This is a genomic window from Acidovorax sp. ACV01, from assembly GCF_014851495.1.
Classification (GTDB): Bacteria; Pseudomonadota; Gammaproteobacteria; order Burkholderiales; family Burkholderiaceae_C; genus Acidovorax; species Acidovorax radicis.
On record NZ_JACUZT010000005.1, the window covers coordinates 372,915 to 389,484 of the forward strand.

Genomic DNA, 16,570 nt, shown 5'->3' on the forward strand with positions numbered 1-16,570 from the left:
GTTCAAGGCTGCAACCGCGACCTCGTGTGCAGGCGGGTCTGCGAAGACCGGCTCAGACGCAACCGGGCGGGTGCGAAGCTTCGGCAGCGGGTTTTGCAAAAGCGTGTGCATGGATGAGTGTTTTATGAATTAAAGTGCATTTTTTGTATTTTTGTGCAGTATAGATCATGCATTTTTGGCTGTGGGAAGCTATTTAAGCCTTCGATATAAGTAGTTTCGAGCATAGACCGCACCTTGACGGGACAGCGAATGCCATCCGAGCTGAGGGTTTTATTGGGGGAATAGGAGATGTTGCTCCAGGAAAAATGGTGGCTTGGGTGACACTGGAGGCCTGTGGTGCCCCCGGGGAGTCTGCGTATCGCCCTGTTCCAGAGCTGGCGGGCCGCCATGGCCCGTTGCCTCATGCCCCTTTCATCGTCCTCTTCCTCATCGACTCCGTCGTCTTCCCCGTCCGTGCGCATGCGCGTAGCCCGATGGTTGCGTCATTTTTGGCCGGCACCACTGGGTATTGATGGTCGCGAAAGGCTGCGTTTCATCGTAGGTGCGGTGACCGGTGTGTTGCTGACCGCATTGCTTAGCCGTTGGTGGGCTGGGGGGAGTGACTCGGGTCCCTGGATGGTGGCATCGCTGGGTGCCAGTGCGGTGCTGGTATTTGGCATGCCGTCCAGTCCACTGGCCCAGCCTTGGCCGGTGCTAGGGGGGAGTACCTTGTCGGCGCTGGTGGGCGCCGTCTGCTCCGCCATCATTCCTGATCCGGCGCTTGCAGGGGCGGTGGCTGTGGGGCTGGCCATTGCGCTGATGGTGCCCTTGCGCTGCTTGCATCCACCGGGAGGGGCAATGGCGCTGTATGTGGTGCTGACGGCGGGCGATGGCTGGCACCTCGCAGCGTTTCCCATCCTGTTCAATGTAGTCGTTCTTTTGGTCGCCGCCATGGTTTACAACGGCCTGACGGGGCGCCGGTACCCCCATCCACAACGTGTGGCCGCCAGAACCGACGTCGTCCAGGGAGCTTTTACCGCCTCGGACGTGGATGCAGCGCTCGCACACTACAACCAGGTGCTGGACGTGAGCCGTGCCGATCTGGAGGGGCTGTTGCATCTCGCAGGTCGTGCCGCCTTTCAGAGGACGCTGGGGGACGTGCGCTGCTCGGACATCATGTCCAAGCCGCCGTTTGCGGTGGAGGCCGGGGTTTCTCTCAAAGATGCTTGGGCACTCATGCGGGCCCAGCAGATCAAGGCACTGCCTGTGGTGGATGCTCAACGCTTGGTGGTTGGCATTGTGACGGTGGCGGATTTCATGCGGCTGGCCAACCTGGATATGCACGAAGGTCTGGGGCAGCGCCTGCGCACACTGGTCATGGGGCGCGCTGGCCAGCCCCAGGCGGTGGGTGAAATCATGTCGCATCCAGTCCAGGTGGCCCGCATGGCGCAGCACGCCATGGATCTCGTGCCCCTGTTTTCTCAAGGTGGACACCACCATATCCCCATCGTGGACGGCGAGGACCGTCTGGTGGGGGTGATCACTCAGACAGACCTCGTGCGGACCTTGGCCGCAGCCGTTCAAGGGCGTGACGAGCGCGATTCTGCGGGTGCTGCTTCGGTGCAAGGGCGCCCGCCGTCGGACGCCGCCGCCATCCCATAGGCAAGACCGGGTACATCGCGGTACAATCGACAGGCTTTGCACAGTGCTTATGCCTGTCCATTGTGAAGCCGTCTCCCCCGGCCCTCTGCCTGATCTGCGCCCCGGGTGCAGCGACTCCCACCGCCCGCAATGCACCGTGTGTCGAGCACCGACCGCGCCGTAGCTGCCGTGGTGGATGCACAAGCGTCAGGCGCCGATCACAGAATATTTGTTTTGAAAAGATAGAACATGGCCAAAGAAGAACTCATTGAAATGCAAGGCTCCGTGACGGAAGTCTTGCCTGACTCACGCTTTCGCGTGACGCTGGACAACGGTCACCAACTGATCGCCTACACCGGCGGCAAGATGCGCAAGCATCACATCCGCATTCTGGCGGGTGACAAGGTGTCGCTGGAAATGTCGCCCTATGACTTGTCCAAAGGACGCATCACCTTCCGCCATCTGGCCGGTCGCGGCCCAGGCCCCTCGGGCAACCGCTGATCTTCGGGCCTGAGGGATTTCCGGGCTGGCGCGTGCTTGTTCCGGCTCTTGGGTCCAACTGTTTCTTGTGTTCTTTCATTCGCGCACTGTTTCCCCCTGAGGTGGTGCTTTCCTGGTTCTGGGCTTCGCAAATCGATTTGTGAAAAAATCATAAAAAGCGTGTGTGGAGCCAAAAACAGGGAAATTGTCGGGTTAGAATACGAGCTGTCGGAGCGTAGCGCAGCCTGGTAGCGCATCTGCTTTGGGAGCAGAGGGTCGCGAGTTCGAATCCCGCCGCTCCGACCAATGTTTGAAGGCCTTGCAGCATATGCTGCAAGGCCTTTTTTCTTGCCTCTTCTTCTTTCTCTCTGTGGGGATTTGAGGTTCGACCTGCGTGGCGAGACGGAACTGGATTTCCGTACCATCGGGTCTGGATGGCGGGCCAATGCCCGCGCTGACACCTTCCGCTGGTATTGCCATGAACCGTGCGCTTCCCTTGCCGCCTGTACCGTTCGCCTCGCCCGCGCCACTGCCGCGCTATGACAGCGTGGATGCCCTGCGCGGCCTGGCGATGGTGTGGATGACAGTCTTTCACTTCTGTTTCGACCTCAGCCATCTGGGTTTCTGGCCACAGAATTTCCGTGTGGATCCGTTCTGGACCTCGCAGCGCACGGTCATCGTGAGCCTGTTTCTGTTTTGCGCGGGACTGGGGCAGGCCATTGCACTGCACCAAGGGCAGGGGTGGCCACGGTTTGGTCGGCGGTGGTTGCAGATCGCTGGCTGCGCGTTGCTGGTGTCCGCGGGGTCGTTCGTGATGTTTCCCCACAGCTTTATCCATTTTGGCGTGCTGCATGGCATGGCCGTGATGCTGCTCATCGCCCGGTGTACGGCTGGCTGGGGGCGGTGGTTATGGCTGGCAGGGCTGGTGGCGGTGGCGCTTCCACTGGTGGCGCACCAGCTTCTGGCGGGCGCCTGGGCGGAGGCTGCGCTCTGGTTCAATGGGCGCGCGCTCAACTGGCTGGGCCTGGTATCGCGCAAGCCTTTTACCGAAGACTACGTGCCCGTGCTGCCCTGGCTGGGCGTGTTGTGGTGGGGGCTGGCTGCCGGCCAATGGGCCATGGCCGCGGGGCGGGAGTGGTGGGTGCAATGGCCGCTTCCGCGCGGCCTGCGGCCCCTGGCTCTGCTGGGGCGATGGAGTCTGAGCTACTACATGCTCCATCAGCCGGTGATGATCGGGGTGCTCACGGCGGTGGCTTGGGTGTCGAAGGGTTAGTCAGATCGTTGTTGGGCCTGCGCCCGCTGATTTCGCTGCCAGGGTCAGCTGTTGTGGCGTGGGGCGCTTTTCATCCGTCCATAAAAAAACGCGGCCTGGGCCGCGTTTTTTTGGGTGCATCGCCGGGGCGGATGCGGGTTCGCTAGTTATTCGACCTTGGCCTTTGCACGCAGGTCTTCCTGGAACTTGGCCAGTTTTTGCTGTTGTAGCTGTTGGGCCACCTGGGGCTTCACTTCTTCCAGCTTGGGCAGTTCTGCCTGGCGCACATCGTCCAGGCGGATGACGTGCCAGCCGAACTGGCTCTTCACCGGAGCGTCGGTCATCTTGCCCTTCTCGAGCTTCACCAGGGCTGTCGTGAACTCGCTCACATAGCTGGAGGGGTTGGCCCAATCGAGATCGCCACCCTTGGCACCAGAACCTGGGTCCTTGGATTGCTTCTTGGCGATGTCTTCAAACTTGGCGCCCTTCTTGATGGAGGCGATGATGGCCTTGGCATCCGCTTCCTTTTCCACCAGGATGTGGCTGGCCTTGTATTCCTTGCCGCCGTTGGCTGCCACGAACTTGTCGTACTCGGCCTTGATCTCGGCGTCAGTCACGGGGTTGTTCTTCTGGTAGTCGGCGAACAGTTCGCGGATCAGGATGGTCTGGCGGGCCAGATCCATTTGCGCCTTGTAGTCTGCCGAGCCTTCCAGGCCGCGCTTTTGCGCTTCCTGCATGAAGATTTCGCGGGTGATGACTTCGTCCTTGATCTGGCCTTCGATGTCAGGCGTCACGGGGCGGCCCGAGCGTTCCACTTGCTGCTTGAGCGCTTCAACGCGCTCTTTTGGCACGGCCTTGCCGTTGACGATGGCAACGTTTTGGGCGGAAACGGGCAGGGCCAACGTGCCCAGCACGGCAGCGGCTACGAGGCCGGACAGGAGCTGTTTCTTCATGCGGAATCCAAAAAATGAGAGGTTGTTTGCCAGCTGAGTTCCGGCAACAAAGGACATGGGGGCCGGTTCAGAGAACTTCAATGGCGAGGGCGTGAACGCCTTGGTCAATAAATTCTTGCAGCGCATCATACACAAGGCGGTGCTGTGCGACGCGGGGCTTGCCTGTAAACAAAGGTGACGAAATGCGGACCCGGAAATGGGTGCCAAAACCGGTGCCGTTGGCCCCGGCGTGCCCTGCATGGGCGGCGCTTTCGTCAAGCACTTCCAACGCTGTGGGCGTAAGCCGGTCCGCCAAGGTCTGGTGCATTTGCTGAGCGAGGGTGGTCATGGCAGGTGGTCCTTCAGGCGGCAGGCTCGTCGCCTTCGTCGCCCTTGACGTGGGGCGCCACATAGATGCCCTGGCCGACCAGGAAGACCAGCGGGAAGGCGTAGCCCCAGAGCTTGAAATCCACCCAGGCTTCGGTGCTGAAATTGACGACCACGTAGGCGTTGATGGCCGACATGAAAGCGCAGTACACGATCCAGGCGACGTTCAGGCGGTGCCACACGCCCTCCGGCAGGGTCAGCTGGCTTCCGAGCAGCATCTTGAGGAAGTTCTTCTTCATGCCCCACACCGCCACTGCGAGGGCGATGGACATGGCACCGTACAGCACCGTGGGCTTCCACTTGATGAAGCGATCGTCCTGCAGCACCAGCGTGAGCGTGCCGAACAGCAGGATCAGCACCAGGGTGATCTTGTGCATGGTCTGCAGGCGCCGGTCGATGGCGTAGATCAGCGCCATCTGCGCGACGGTGGCGCCCATGAGCACGGCCGTGCCGACATAGATGCCGTAGAACTTGTAGGCCCCGAAGAACAGCAGGATGGGGAAGAAGTCGATCAGAATTTTCATGGAGTCAAGGGCAGGTCTCGGGGCTCAGTCCTTGCCGGATTCGAAATCCAGCGAGGCCGAGTTCATGCAGTAGCGCAGGCCGGTGGGGGTGGGGCCATCTTCAAAGACATGGCCCAGGTGGGCCCCGCATTGTGCACATACGGTCTCCGTGCGGACCATGCCATGGCTGCGGTCCACGATCTCGGTGATGGCGCCGGGGATGGCTTGCGAGAAGCTGGGCCAGCCGCAGCCAGCGTCGAACTTGGTGACGGAATCGAACAGTTTCGCACCGCAACAGATGCAGTGGTAGCTGCCATCGGCCCAATGGGCTTCGTATTTTCCGGTGAATGGCCGCTCGGTGGCGGCGTGGCGCGTCACCTGCAACGCGACGGGCTCGGCGCCCTTGTCCTTGAGGATGGCTTGCCATTCGGCATCGGATTTCTGAACGGGGTAGGTCATGATGAACAGCTGATCTCGATGGAAGAGGCCCAGTCGGGCGGGAAGGCTGCGTAGGCGTCGTGCCCGGGGTGCTCGTCGAAGGGGTGCTCCAGCAGCCGCTGCAGGGTTTGGAGTTCGCTGAAGTCGCCAAGTTTCGCGGCACGTATGGCCTGCTCGCCCAGGTGGTTGCGCAAAACGAACTTGGGATTGGTTTTTAGCATCAAATTAGTCGCTGGCGCTTTATTATCAAGCGCCAATAGCTCTGAATATGATAGCAACCAGTTGTCAAAGGCGGTACGGTCGGCGAACAGGTCGCGCGCCGGCTCAAAATCGTCCTGTTGCACCGCATGCGACAAGCGGCGCCAGAAGATCGTGTAGTCCACCCCGTTCTGGGCCAGCAGCATCAAGATGCCGTCAATCAGCTCGCCATCGCCTTCGCGGGCGCTCGCAAGACCGAGTTTGGCGCGCATGCGGGCCATGAACGCTTCTGGGAACACGGTCTTGTAGGACTCCAGGGCCCCCTTCGCCAGTTCCTGGTCGCCGATCAGTGGCAGCAAGGCCTGCGCCAGGCAGAACAGGTTCCAGTACGCCACGTTGGGCTGGCGGTTGTAGGCATAGCGGCCCTGGTTGTCGCTGTGGTTGCACACGTGGCCGGGCACAAAGGCATCCAGAAACTGGAAAGGGCCGTAGTCGATGGTCAGGCCCAGGATGCTCATGTTGTCGGTGTTCATCACCCCGTGGCAAAAGCCCACAGCCTGCCACTGGGCCATGAGGCGTGCCGTGCGCTCGCTCACAGCCTGCAGCAGCGCCGCATACGCATTGCCTCCGAAGTTGTGGTTGTCCCGGCATTCAGGGTAGTAGCGGTCGATGATGTAGTCGGCCAAGGTCTTGAGCTGCGGTTGCAGATCGTTGGCTGCAAAGTGCTCGAAATGGCCAAAACGCACAAAGCTGGGGGCCACCCGCGTCACCACGGATGCTGTCTCGACCTCTTCGCGGCGTACGGGTGCGGGCGAGCCGGTGATGCACAGCGCGCGCGAGGTGGGAATGCCCAGGCCATGCATCGCCTCGCTGCACAGGAATTCGCGGATGCTGGAGCGCAGCACGGCCCGCCCGTCACCCATGCGGGAGTAGGGGGTGCGACCGGCACCTTTGAGCTGGATTTCCAGGCCCTCTGCCGTCTCTCCCAGCAAGATGGCGCGGCCGTCGCCCAGTTGGCCGGCCCACACGCCGAATTGGTGGCCGCTGTAAACGCTGGCCAGGGGCCGCGAGCCAGCGAGCAGCGTGTTGCCCGTGAAGGCTTGCAGGGCTTCGTCGCGCTGCAGCCAGTCTGTGTCCAGGCCGATCAGCTGCGCGACGGCGGTGCTGGTGCCCACCCAGTGGGGGTCGGGCAGCGGGGTGGGGCGCAGTTCGGTGAAAAAGTCTGGCCCCAAGGCTGCGAATCCGTGGTTCCAGGCCAGGCCGAGGTCGGCGGTGGGGGTCTCGCTTTCGGCGGGCAGGTTCATGGGCCGATTGTCTCGCACCAGGGATGCCCCGGCGCTTGCAGGGCCTTGAAGCGTGGCGCGGCCTATGCGGCCTGGGTAGAGCCTTGGCCTTCGGCCTCCGGGTGCAATACCTGCGCGCGGTACTGGCCCGGTGGCAGGCCAAACCAGCGCTTGCAAGCCCGAAACAGATTGCTCTGGTCGGCAAAGCCCAGCAGGTCCGCCACCTCGGCCAGGCTGCGGCGCTCATCGCTGAGGTACTGGCGTGCCAGTTCGCAGCGGGTGTCGTCGAGCAACTGCTGGTAGCTCACGGATTCGGCCTGCAGACGCCGCTGCAGCGTGCGGTCGGTCAGGTGCAGGCGCGCGGCCACGTCCTCGCGGCGGGGTTCGCCCCGATGCAGGATGCGGGCTACCTCGGTGCGCACACGGGTGCTGATCAGAGACTGGCCCAGTTGGTCCAGCTCGGTCTCTACCAGCCGCTCGTGCAGCGCCCACAGGCTGGGGTTGTGGGTGGGGATATCGGCGAGCAGGTCGGCCTCGGCCAGCAGAAACCGGTTGGCTGCCTGCCCGAAGCGGGGCAACATGCCAAACGCCACGTGGTAGCGCGCCTCGTTGGTGGTGGCGGGCTGCTGCGTGACCAGCTCCACCGCCAGAGGCCGGAGCTCGCGGCGCGTGAGCCAGCAGCACAGCGTGAACAGCGTGAGCAGGGCGTATTCGACACGCTGGCGCGGAATGGGGCGGGTGGCGCCGATATGGGCGATGGAGATCCAGTACCCGCGTGCATTGCGCTCCAGCGTGAAGGTGGTGCAGTCCGAGATCACCGCCATGTGGCGCGTGAGGTGCTGAAAACCGGTCAGCAGATTGGTGCCCGATGCCAGCGCATAGCCCACCACGTCCACATTGCCATAGCGGGCGGTGAGTTTCGGGCACAGCCCCAGCGCCACCTTGCCCGAGCGCGCTACCGCCAGCTCCCACAGCCGGCTTATCTTGTCTACGTCCACGCGGGTTTGCGGCAGCTGGAGCGCTGCCAGATCGATGCCCGCTTCAGCACACAACTCGGCAGCGGGCAAGCCTTCCGCAGCCATCATGTCGGTGATTCCGCGTACCCAGGCGGCAGAGCTTGTGCGGGGTGTCATGGGGTGGCCATTCGATTCAGGGTTTACGCGGGGTGGTGGTCTGAAGTCAGTGTTTTGGCAAGGTTGCGATAGTAGCCAAAGGCCACCCAGTTCACACAATCGCTTTCGAGGTTGAGCCCTGGCGGTAGTGTGACTCCAGACAGAGGTTCGACCCATTCCTGAAAACCCCCAAGGAGACAAGACATGGTCGATTCGCGCTGGCGTTTGCAATGGTTGGGAGCAGTGTTTTCCGTGGCGGCGATGGCGGGCTGCGGCGGTGGCGCGGGTTCGTCGCCCGAAGTGCGCGAGACCGCGTACGGCACCTTGCGCGGCGTGGACGACAGCGCGGTGACCGGCACCTACGCGTGGAAGGGGATTCCGTTCGCCAAACCGCCTGTGGGGGAGCTGCGCTGGCAGCCGCCCGTGGCCCCTGCCGCCTGGTCTGGCCAGCGCGACGCCACGCGTTTTGGCAGTGCCTGCCTGCAAATGGGGCGCATCTACGGCCCCGGTGCCAACAACCGTTTTGACAACACCATCGGCGAGACCCTGGGCACGCCGGTGGGCAGCGAGGACTGCCTGACCCTCAACATCTGGCGCCCTGCCACAGCACAGGACAACCTTCCGGTGCTCCTGTTTCTGCATGGCGGCAGTGCCATCTCGGGCTACACGGCCGACCCGGTCTACGACGGTGCAGCGTTGGCGCGCTCTGCCAACGCGGTGGTGGTGACGGCCAACTACCGGCTCGATGTCCTGGGCTACTTCCAGATGCCACCACTGCACACCGGAACGCAGCCCTACACCGGCAACTACGCGCTGCTCGACAACGTGCAGGCCCTTCGCTTCATCCAGAACAACATCGCCAGCTTTGGCGGCAATGTGGGCAATGTCACGCTGATGGGGCAGTCCGCTGGCGCCATCAATGCGCTGGCGCTGCTGGTGGCGCCTCAGGCCGCGGGGCTGTTTCACAAGCTCTTGCCGGTGAGCGGCGGCATTTCGCTGGCGACCAACTTGCCGCCGGGTTCGATTCCCACGCTCAACCCGGCATCGCGGTATGCCACCCAGTCCGGCATGCTGCTGGCGCACCTGGCGCTGGCCGACGGCCTGGCGCCTGCCTTGCCCGCTGCCCAGGCATTGGTGGCGGGCTGGCCTGCTGCGCAGGCGGCCAGCTACCTGCGCGGCAAGGATGCACGGGTGGTTTTGCAGGCGGTGCTCAAAAACGGGCTCACGACCTCCGGCCCCATCCCCGACGGTGTGGTGGTGCCCGCAGACCCGATTGCAGAAATCGGTGCGGGCCGCTATCACAAGGTACCCGTGCTGTCCGGATATACGGCCGAGGAGGGCAAGCTGTTTGCGCCGTTCCTGGCACTGCTGGGCGGAAAGCCGGGCATGAAAATCTCCGATGCCGAGCGCTTTGTGATGATGCAAAACTTCAACCCCGATGCGCCCACCACCCTGACGGCCGGCGACATTCTGGATGCCTCCTACCTGCCGGTCACGGCGCCCAGCACGGGCTACAACGCGCGCACCCGGTTGCTGGGCAGCGTGTTCATCGACCCGAGCCGCGACAGCCTGCTCAATACCCTGCGCAGCCAGCAATCCACGGTATGGAGCTACCAATTCAACTGGGCCCAGCAACCCGCACCCTGGAACGATGTGTACGGTGCAGCGCATGCGTTTGACCTGCCGTTCGTGTTTGGCAATTTCGGGCCTTCGGTCTTTGCCAAGGCCACCAACAGCACGGCCAATCAGCCCGGCCGCCTGGCGCTGTCGCGCGCCATGATGGACAGCGTGCGGGCCTTTGTGCACACGGGCAACCCGAACAACGCAACGGTCAACCAAAGCTGGACACCGTGGCCCAGCCGGCTTGTATTCGACGCAGACCAGAAGGCCGTGCGCCTGAGCGTGCAGTGAGGCGGGTGTTGGTGAACGTGCCTGTGCAATCTGCAGAGTGTCAGCGTGCCGCCGTGGCGGCGAGGTACGCGTTCAACGCCTCGTCGTCCACGATGGCCACACGCCCGAAGTCCAGCGAAACGATGCCCCTGTCTTCCAGCACGCGCAACACCTTGTTCACCGTCTGGCGCGACAGGCCCACCAATTGGCCCAGCTCGTCCTGCGTGAGATTCAACCGCCGTGTGCTGCGCCAGAACAGGCGGCTCAGGTACAGCGCCACACGGTGCTCGGGGGATTGTGTGCGCCCGGCCTCGATGATCGTCATGGCCTGGCCCAGGCGCATGTTGAGATGTAGCACCAGAAACTGGTTGAACGCCAAGTGCGTCTCGCGCAGCACATCAAACAGCGGCAGCGGCAGGCACAGCAAGGTGGTGGGCCGCAGCGCGACCACGTTGTACTTGCGCGGCTCGGGCTTCATGGCCGAGCCCTCGCCAAACCACTCGCCGTCGGGCACGCCGATGAAGGCCGACGACCGGCCCTTGCTGGCCGGGCTTTGCAGCATCACCAGGCCTGACAGCACGGCATGCCAGCCCTGCACGGGGCTGCCGGCGGGCATCATCACGGCGCCCTTGTCGCCCTGGGTGGAGAGCACCTCCCCCCGCAGCCGCTCCTGCAGGGCCGCGGGCACGCTGGCGAACCAGGGCTGGGCTTCAATGAATCGCTGGGCGGTGGGCGCAAAGCAGAGCATGCGCCGCATTGTCCTTGCTCCGCACGCCATGCAGGGTAATCCCTGTGCGTTTGTCAACGGGACGACAGGTGTTGGCAAGCCCGCGCCTGCGGCGCACACTGCCCTCGCACTGATGGAGCGCACGCCACAGGATGCGGGTTTTCACCACCGGTGTGACACCCCCGAAAGCCTGTGCCGCGCTACGATGATCTTTCCATTCACCACAACATCCAAGGAGCACCCATGCTGGGTCTGATGCAGAGCCAACCGCTCTTGATTTCGTCGCTGATCGAGTTCGCCGAGCGCCACCATGGCGACGCTGAAATCGTGTCGCGCCGGGTCGAGGGCGACATCCACCGCTACACCTACCGCGACCTGGGTACGCGGGCGCGCCGGCTGGCCAATGCACTGGATGAGCTCAAGCTCCAGTTCAGCGACCGCGTGGCCACGCTGGCCTGGAACGGCTACCGCCACATGGAGATGTACTTCGGCGTCTCCGGCTCGGGCCGAGTGCTGCACACCGTCAATCCGCGTCTGCACCCCGACCAGATCGCCTGGATCATGAACCACGCCGAAGACCAGGTGCTGTGTTTTGACCTGACCTTTCTGCCGTTGGTGCAGGCAGTGCATGCCAAGTGCCCCACGGTGAAGAAGTGGGTGGCGCTGTGCGACGCCGACAAGCTGCCTGCGGATTCCGGTATCCCTGGCCTCACCAGCTACGAAGCCTGGATTGGTGCGCAGTCGCCCGACTACGCCTGGCCCGAATTCGACGAGAACTCGGCGTCGAGCATGTGCTACACCAGTGGCACCACGGGCAACCCCAAGGCTGCGCTGTACAGCCACCGCTCCACCACGCTGCATGCCTATGCCGCGGCGCTGCCCGATGTGATGTGCCTGTCGGCGCGCGACTCGGTGCTGCCCGTGGTGCCCATGTTCCACGTCAACGCCTGGGGCATTCCGTACTCGGCGGCACTCACCGGCTGCAAGCTGGTGTTCCCCGGCCCGGCCATGGACGGCAAGTCGATCTACGAACTGATCGAGTCCGAGAATGTGACCTACGCCGCGGGCGTGCCCACCGTGTGGCAGATGATGCTGGGCCATATGAAACCTGCGGGCCTGAAGTTCTCGACACTCAGGCGCACCGTCATCGGCGGTTCGGCCTGCCCACCCGCCATGATCCATGCCTTCCAGGAAGACTACGGCGTCGAGGTGCTGCACGCCTGGGGCATGACCGAGATGAGTCCGCTGGGCACGCTGTGCACCCTGAAGAACAAGCACCTGGCGCTGAGCAAGGACGAGCAAATGAAGGTCCTGCAAAAGCAGGGCCGCGCGATCTACGGCGTGGACATGAAGATCGTGGGCGGCGACGGCGGCGAGCTGCCGTGGGATGGCAAGACCTACGGCGACCTGCTGGTCAAAGGCCCGTGGATCGTGGACAGCTACTTCAAGGGCGAGGGTGGTCACCCGCTCGTCAAGGACGCGCAGGGCCGGGGCTGGTTCCCCACGGGTGACGTGGCCACCATCGACGCCGATGGTTTCATGCAGATCACCGACCGCAGCAAGGACGTGATCAAGTCCGGCGGCGAGTGGATCAGCTCCATCGACATCGAGAACATCGCGATGGCGCACCCGGCGATCGCCATGGCCGCCTGCGTGGGCATGCCGCACCCCAAGTGGGACGAACGCCCCATCGTGGCCGTGGTCAAGCGGCCCGGCACCGAGGTCACGCGCGAAGCGCTGCTGGCCTTCTACGAGGGGAAAACCGCCAAGTGGCAGATCCCCGATGACGTGGTGTTCGTCGATGCGATTCCGCTGGGGGCGACCGGCAAGATGCTCAAGACCAAACTGCGCGAGCAATTGAAGGATTACAAGCTTCCGGGCCTCTGAAAGCATGACGGCGGTGGCCTCAATGCATAGCCATCGTCGTGGCCGCCGAATCTGGCGCAGACCAGGCCAGTGCACCCGTGGAGCCGGCTTTGCCTGGCCACCGGGTGCGGTCCCCTCCCGCGCAGCGAGAGAGGGGAAGGCGCGCAGCGCCACAGGGGGTGACACCGAGTCCAGTCACGTGTGCGACGCTGGTAGGGGCAATCCCTGAGCATCACTTTGTTGCAACGCGGTACGCTGCGTTGTGTTGATTTACAAGGAGACAAGACCATGAAATTTGCTATTAAGGCTGTAGCGGCATCGGTAATACTGGCAAGCGCTGGCGGGGCATTCGCTCAAAAGGGTGAGACTGTGAAGATCGCCTGGCTCGACCCGCTCTCCGGCCTGATGGCGGCAGTGGGAACGAACCAGCTAAAGAGCTTCCAGTTCATCTCCGAAGAGTTCAACAAGAAGAATGCGGCCGGCGTCAAATTCGAGATCATCGGCATCGACAACAAGCTGAGCCCGCAAGAGACCACCAGCGCGTTGCGCTCGGCCATGGACCAGGGAGCACGCTATGTGGTGCAGGGCAACGGCTCTGGCCCTGCCTTGGCCATCATGGATGCGCTGGAAAAGCACAACGCGCGCAACCCCGGCAAGGAAGTCCTGTTCCTGAACTACGCTGCCGTGGACCCGGACCTGACCAACAGCAAGTGCAGCTACTGGCACTTCCGTCTGGACGCCGACACCTCCATGAAGATGGAAGCGCTGACCACGTACATGAAGGACCTGCCCGAGGTCAAGAAGGTCTACCTGATCAACCAGAACTATTCGCACGGCCACCAGGTCTCGAAGTTCGCCAAGGAAATGATGCAGCGCAAGCGCCCTGACGTGCAGTTCGTCGGCGACGACCTGCACCCTCTGGCCCAGGTGCGTGATTTCTCGCCCTACATCGCCAAGATCAAGCAGTCGGGTGCCGACAGTGTGATCACCGGCAACTGGGGTTCCGACCTGGCGCTGCTCATCAAGGCGGCCAACGATGCGGGCTTGAACAACGTCAACTTCTACACCTACTACGGCTCGGTCACTGGCAGCCCCACCGCCATGGGCTCTGCGGCTGCAGGCCGTGTGTACATGGTGGCCTATGCGCACATCAACTTGCCGGGCGAAATCAACAAGATCGTGGTGGACTACAAGAAGAAGTTCAACGACGACATGTACACCGGTGCTGTGTACCACGCCTTCACCATGTTGTCCGAGGGTTTCGTCAAGGCCAAGTCCACCGACCCCGTCAAGGTGGCTGCAGTGTTTGAAGGCATGAAGTTCAAGAGCTTCAACGGTGAAGTCGAGATGCGCAAGACCGACCACCAGCTGCAGCAAGGCCTGTTCATCTCCAAGTGGGAAAAGGCGGGCGGCAAGTTCCCTATCGACTCTGAGAACACCGGCTACACCTTTGTGCCAGTGAAGTACTACGAGCCCTATGTGGCGAGCACGCCCACCTCGTGCCAGATGAAGCGCCCGTAAGCGTAAGCCCTGCGCAATCGCTTCGAGGCCCGACCACTCGGGCCTTTTTTTTACCCCTGCAGTGAAAAATTCCAATGAATCCTGAGTTTTTCGTGATCTCGCTGCTGAATGGAGTGAGCTACGGGCTCCTGCTGTTCATGCTGAGCTCTGGCCTCACGCTGATTTTCAGCATGATGGGCGTGCTCAACTTCGCACACACCAGCTTCTACATGCTGGGTGCCTATTTTGCGTTCACCATCTCCGGGGTGGTGGGCTTCTGGCCAGCGCTGGTGCTGGCGCCCCTCGTCGTATTTGTGCTGGGGGCTGCGTTTGAGCGCTACTGTTTGCGCCGGGTGCACAAATTCGGGCATGTGCCGGAACTGTTGGTGACCTTCGGCCTGTCTTACCTGATCCTTGAACTGGTGCAACTGGTGTGGGGCCGCTCCACGGTGCCTTATGGCCTGCCGGAGCAACTGCAAGGCCCGCTGTTCTCTCTGTATGGAACACAGTTTCCCAAGTCGCGCTCCTTTGTGATGCTGGTGGCGCTGGTCATGCTGGTGTCGGTGTGGTTGCTGCTGACGCGCACGCGCATTGGTCTCGTGATCCAGGCAGCGCTGAAATACCCAGAGATGGTGGAGGCGCTGGGCCATAACGTGCCGCGTGTGTTCATGCTGGTGTTTGGCGGTGGCGCAGCCCTCGCGGGGCTGGCGGGTGTGATCGGCGGTAACACCTACATCACAGAGCCTGCGATGGCCGCCTCTGTGGGCTCCATCATCTTCGTGGTGGTGGTGGTGGGTGGCATGGGCTCGCTGGCAGGGGCCTTCCTGGCATCGCTGCTGATCGGCCTGGTCCAGACCTTTGCCGTGGCACTGGACTATTCGCTGATCCATGTCTTCAAGGCCGTGGGCGTGGCGGTGACCGACCGGACCTTCGGCTACCCCTTGCTCAAACTCACGATTTCCCAGGTGGCTCCCATCCTGCCGTACCTGTTCCTCGTGCTGATCCTGATCTTCCGCCCCAAGGGCTTGCTGGGCACGCGGGAGGACTGATGCCATGAATTCCACAACAACAACCACTGCCATTTCCAGCGCCACGTCGCACTACCGGTTCAAGCCCTGGAACGTGGGGCGGTTCATCATCTGGACCCTGTTCGCGGTCATGCTTGTCGTCGCTCCCATGCTGTTTCGCAGCAGCCTGGCGCTGACCATGCTCTCGCAGATCGGCTACCTCATCATCATCTGCCTGTCCTACAACATGCTGCTGGGCCAAGGGGGCATGCTGAGCTTTGGCCATGCGGTGTACACCGGGCTGGGCTCGTTCATTGCCATCCATGCGATGAACATGGCGACCAAGGGCACCGTCAACATTCCTCTGGTGCTCATCCCGCTGGTGGGTGGCTTGGCCGGCGCATTTTTTGCCATCCTGCTTGGTTTTGTCACCACCAAGAAGTCGGGCACCACCTTCGCCATGATCACGCTGGGCATCGGCGAACTGGTCGCCTCCATGGCCTTGATGTTCCCTGAGTTCTTTGGCGGGGAGGGCGGTATCACCACCGACCGTGTGTATGGCAAGGCCTTCTTCGGCCTGAACTTCGGCTCGGGCATGCAGGTGTACTACCTGATCGCGGCCTATTGCTTCGTCTGCACTGCCGCCATGTTTGCCTTCACCGGCACGCCACTGGGCCGCATTCTGAACGCGGTGCGCGACAACCCTGAGCGCGTGGAGTTCATCGGCTACAACACGCAGCGGGTGCGCTACTTCGCCTTCATCATCGCGGGCTTCTTCGCGGGCATCGGCGGGGGTCTGGCCACCATCAACTTCGAGATCATCACGGGTGCCGACAGCCTGAGTGTGATCCGCTCAGGTGGCTATCTGCTGTTCACCTTCCTGGGTGGAGCCACGTTCTTCTTCGGCCCCATCATTGGTGCGGTGTTGCTGGTGCTGGCGTCGGTGCTGCTGTCCGAGCTGTCCAAGGCCTGGCTGCTGTACCTGGGCCTCGTGTTCCTGTTCATGGTGATGTATGCCCCTGGCGGCATTGCCAGCCTGATCATGATGAACCTCCGGCTGGCCAAGTACGGCAAGCTGCGCCAGCTCTGGAGTTCGTACCTGGCACTGGCCGGTACCGCGCTGGTGGGCGTGATGGGTGCGGCCTGCATGATCGAGATGACCTACCACCTCCAGCTCAACGCAGCCCTGGGGCCAGAGCTGACGTTCCTGGGGGCCACGCTCAACGCCGCAGGCTTCACGAGCTGGTTTGGTGCCATTTTCGTGATGGTCACAGGCTTCGGGCTCTTTGAACTCTGCCGCCGCCAGTTTGTGCGGCAGTGGAGCACGATCCAGGAAGAGATCGAACATGAAATCAAGCGTGGGGAGGCGCTGTAA

At 62.6% G+C, this 16,570-nt stretch carries 15 protein-coding genes and 1 tRNA gene; 9 read left to right on the top strand and 7 right to left on the bottom strand.

Translation table 11 applies throughout. From position 1 onward, the window contains the following. Positions 1 to 615: 615 nt before the first annotated feature. The 4 genes from IB243_RS16805 (at position 616) to IB243_RS16820 (ending at position 3,373) form a co-directional block, all read left to right on the top strand. Positions 616 to 1,641 carry an HPP family protein gene (locus tag IB243_RS16805; protein ID WP_192428400.1) on the top strand — a complete coding sequence of 342 codons (1,026 nt, stop codon included), beginning with the start codon at positions 616 to 618 and terminating at the stop codon, positions 1,639 to 1,641. A gap of 228 nt (positions 1,642 to 1,869) precedes the next feature. After that, positions 1,870 to 2,121 (top strand): translation initiation factor IF-1, encoded by a 252-nt coding sequence (gene infA, locus IB243_RS16810; protein WP_010465645.1) that lies wholly within the window; start codon positions 1,870 to 1,872, stop codon positions 2,119 to 2,121. Between the two features lie 208 nt (positions 2,122 to 2,329). After that, positions 2,330 to 2,406: transfer RNA gene (locus tag IB243_RS16815), tRNA-Pro, on the top strand. A gap of 172 nt (positions 2,407 to 2,578) precedes the next feature. Then, entirely contained in the window at positions 2,579 to 3,373 is a 795-nt protein-coding gene (locus IB243_RS16820; RefSeq protein WP_192428401.1) for a DUF1624 domain-containing protein, read from the top strand. A gap of 146 nt (positions 3,374 to 3,519) precedes the next feature. On the opposite strand, the gene IB243_RS16825 is transcribed toward IB243_RS16820, so the two are convergent. From IB243_RS16825 to IB243_RS16850, 6 genes are all read right to left on the bottom strand, one after another. Next, entirely contained in the window at positions 3,520 to 4,305 is a 786-nt protein-coding gene (locus IB243_RS16825) for a peptidylprolyl isomerase (protein WP_029414250.1), read from the bottom strand. A gap of 67 nt (positions 4,306 to 4,372) precedes the next feature. Continuing rightward, a complete protein-coding gene (locus tag IB243_RS16830; RefSeq protein WP_057224794.1) occupies positions 4,373 to 4,633 on the bottom strand; it encodes a BolA family transcriptional regulator in 261 nt (86 codons plus the stop codon). A 13-nt stretch (positions 4,634 to 4,646) separates the two neighbouring features. Beyond that, positions 4,647 to 5,195 (bottom strand): septation protein A, encoded by a 549-nt coding sequence (locus IB243_RS16835; protein WP_192428402.1) that lies wholly within the window; start codon positions 5,193 to 5,195, stop codon positions 4,647 to 4,649. Between the two features lie 24 nt (positions 5,196 to 5,219). Continuing rightward, on the bottom strand, positions 5,220 to 5,633 hold the full coding sequence (gene msrB / locus IB243_RS16840; protein WP_055394045.1) for a peptide-methionine (R)-S-oxide reductase MsrB: 414 nt from the start codon (positions 5,631 to 5,633) through the stop codon (positions 5,220 to 5,222). Next, on the bottom strand, positions 5,630 to 7,114 hold the full coding sequence (locus tag IB243_RS16845; RefSeq protein WP_192428403.1) for a YdiU family protein: 1,485 nt from the start codon (positions 7,112 to 7,114) through the stop codon (positions 5,630 to 5,632). Before IB243_RS16845 ends, msrB begins: the two co-directional genes overlap by 4 nt. 62 nt (positions 7,115 to 7,176) lie before the next feature. After that, positions 7,177 to 8,226 (bottom strand): AraC family transcriptional regulator, encoded by a 1,050-nt coding sequence (locus IB243_RS16850; RefSeq protein WP_192428404.1) that lies wholly within the window; start codon positions 8,224 to 8,226, stop codon positions 7,177 to 7,179. Positions 8,227 to 8,409: 183 nt separating this feature from the next. Here IB243_RS16850 and IB243_RS16855 point away from each other — a divergent pair, with 183 nt between their 5' ends. Next, a complete protein-coding gene (locus tag IB243_RS16855) occupies positions 8,410 to 10,116 on the top strand; it encodes a carboxylesterase/lipase family protein (protein ID WP_192428405.1) in 1,707 nt (568 codons plus the stop codon). Positions 10,117 to 10,156: 40 nt separating this feature from the next. Here IB243_RS16855 and IB243_RS16860 read toward each other — a convergent pair whose 3' ends face one another. After that, positions 10,157 to 10,843 carry a Crp/Fnr family transcriptional regulator gene (locus IB243_RS16860; RefSeq protein WP_010465625.1) on the bottom strand — a complete coding sequence of 229 codons (687 nt, stop codon included), beginning with the start codon at positions 10,841 to 10,843 and terminating at the stop codon, positions 10,157 to 10,159. Positions 10,844 to 11,065: 222 nt separating this feature from the next. Between IB243_RS16860 and IB243_RS16865 the strand changes: the two genes are divergently transcribed. From IB243_RS16865 to IB243_RS16880, 4 genes are all read left to right on the top strand, one after another. Then, the gene (locus tag IB243_RS16865; RefSeq protein ID WP_192428406.1) at positions 11,066 to 12,709 is read left to right on the top strand and encodes a 3-(methylthio)propionyl-CoA ligase; all 1,644 of its coding nucleotides are present in this window, start codon (positions 11,066 to 11,068) and stop codon (positions 12,707 to 12,709) included. A gap of 267 nt (positions 12,710 to 12,976) precedes the next feature. Further along, complete coding sequence (locus IB243_RS16870; protein ID WP_010465621.1) at positions 12,977 to 14,209, top strand: branched-chain amino acid ABC transporter substrate-binding protein; 1,233 nt, start codon at positions 12,977 to 12,979, stop codon at positions 14,207 to 14,209. A gap of 74 nt (positions 14,210 to 14,283) precedes the next feature. Further along, positions 14,284 to 15,237, top strand: a complete 954-nt coding sequence (locus IB243_RS16875) for a branched-chain amino acid ABC transporter permease (RefSeq protein WP_192428407.1) — start codon at positions 14,284 to 14,286, stop codon at positions 15,235 to 15,237. Positions 15,238 to 15,241: 4 nt separating this feature from the next. Beyond that, positions 15,242 to 16,570, top strand: a complete 1,329-nt coding sequence (locus IB243_RS16880) for a branched-chain amino acid ABC transporter permease (RefSeq protein WP_057224784.1) — start codon at positions 15,242 to 15,244, stop codon at positions 16,568 to 16,570.

Excerpts from the sequence above, each read along its gene's own strand:
- IB243_RS16805 (WP_192428400.1), top strand. The coding sequence starts at position 616 with ATGGTGGCATCGCTGGGTGCCAGTGCGGTGCTGGTATTTGGCATGCCG.
- infA (WP_010465645.1), top strand. The coding sequence starts at position 1,870 with ATGGCCAAAGAAGAACTCATTGAAATGCAAGGCTCCGTGACGGAAGTC.
- IB243_RS16820 (WP_192428401.1), top strand. The coding sequence starts at position 2,579 with ATGAACCGTGCGCTTCCCTTGCCGCCTGTACCGTTCGCCTCGCCCGCG.
- IB243_RS16825 (WP_029414250.1), bottom strand. The coding sequence starts at position 4,305 with ATGAAGAAACAGCTCCTGTCCGGCCTCGTAGCCGCTGCCGTGCTGGGC.
- IB243_RS16830 (WP_057224794.1), bottom strand. The coding sequence starts at position 4,633 with ATGACCACCCTCGCTCAGCAAATGCACCAGACCTTGGCGGACCGGCTT.
- IB243_RS16835 (WP_192428402.1), bottom strand. The coding sequence starts at position 5,195 with ATGAAAATTCTGATCGACTTCTTCCCCATCCTGCTGTTCTTCGGGGCC.
- msrB (WP_055394045.1), bottom strand. The coding sequence starts at position 5,633 with ATGACCTACCCCGTTCAGAAATCCGATGCCGAATGGCAAGCCATCCTC.
- IB243_RS16845 (WP_192428403.1), bottom strand. The coding sequence starts at position 7,114 with ATGAACCTGCCCGCCGAAAGCGAGACCCCCACCGCCGACCTCGGCCTG.
- IB243_RS16850 (WP_192428404.1), bottom strand. The coding sequence starts at position 8,226 with ATGACACCCCGCACAAGCTCTGCCGCCTGGGTACGCGGAATCACCGAC.
- IB243_RS16855 (WP_192428405.1), top strand. The coding sequence starts at position 8,410 with ATGGTCGATTCGCGCTGGCGTTTGCAATGGTTGGGAGCAGTGTTTTCC.
- IB243_RS16860 (WP_010465625.1), bottom strand. The coding sequence starts at position 10,843 with ATGCTCTGCTTTGCGCCCACCGCCCAGCGATTCATTGAAGCCCAGCCC.
- IB243_RS16865 (WP_192428406.1), top strand. The coding sequence starts at position 11,066 with ATGCTGGGTCTGATGCAGAGCCAACCGCTCTTGATTTCGTCGCTGATC.
- IB243_RS16870 (WP_010465621.1), top strand. The coding sequence starts at position 12,977 with ATGAAATTTGCTATTAAGGCTGTAGCGGCATCGGTAATACTGGCAAGC.
- IB243_RS16875 (WP_192428407.1), top strand. The coding sequence starts at position 14,284 with ATGAATCCTGAGTTTTTCGTGATCTCGCTGCTGAATGGAGTGAGCTAC.
- IB243_RS16880 (WP_057224784.1), top strand. The coding sequence starts at position 15,242 with ATGAATTCCACAACAACAACCACTGCCATTTCCAGCGCCACGTCGCAC.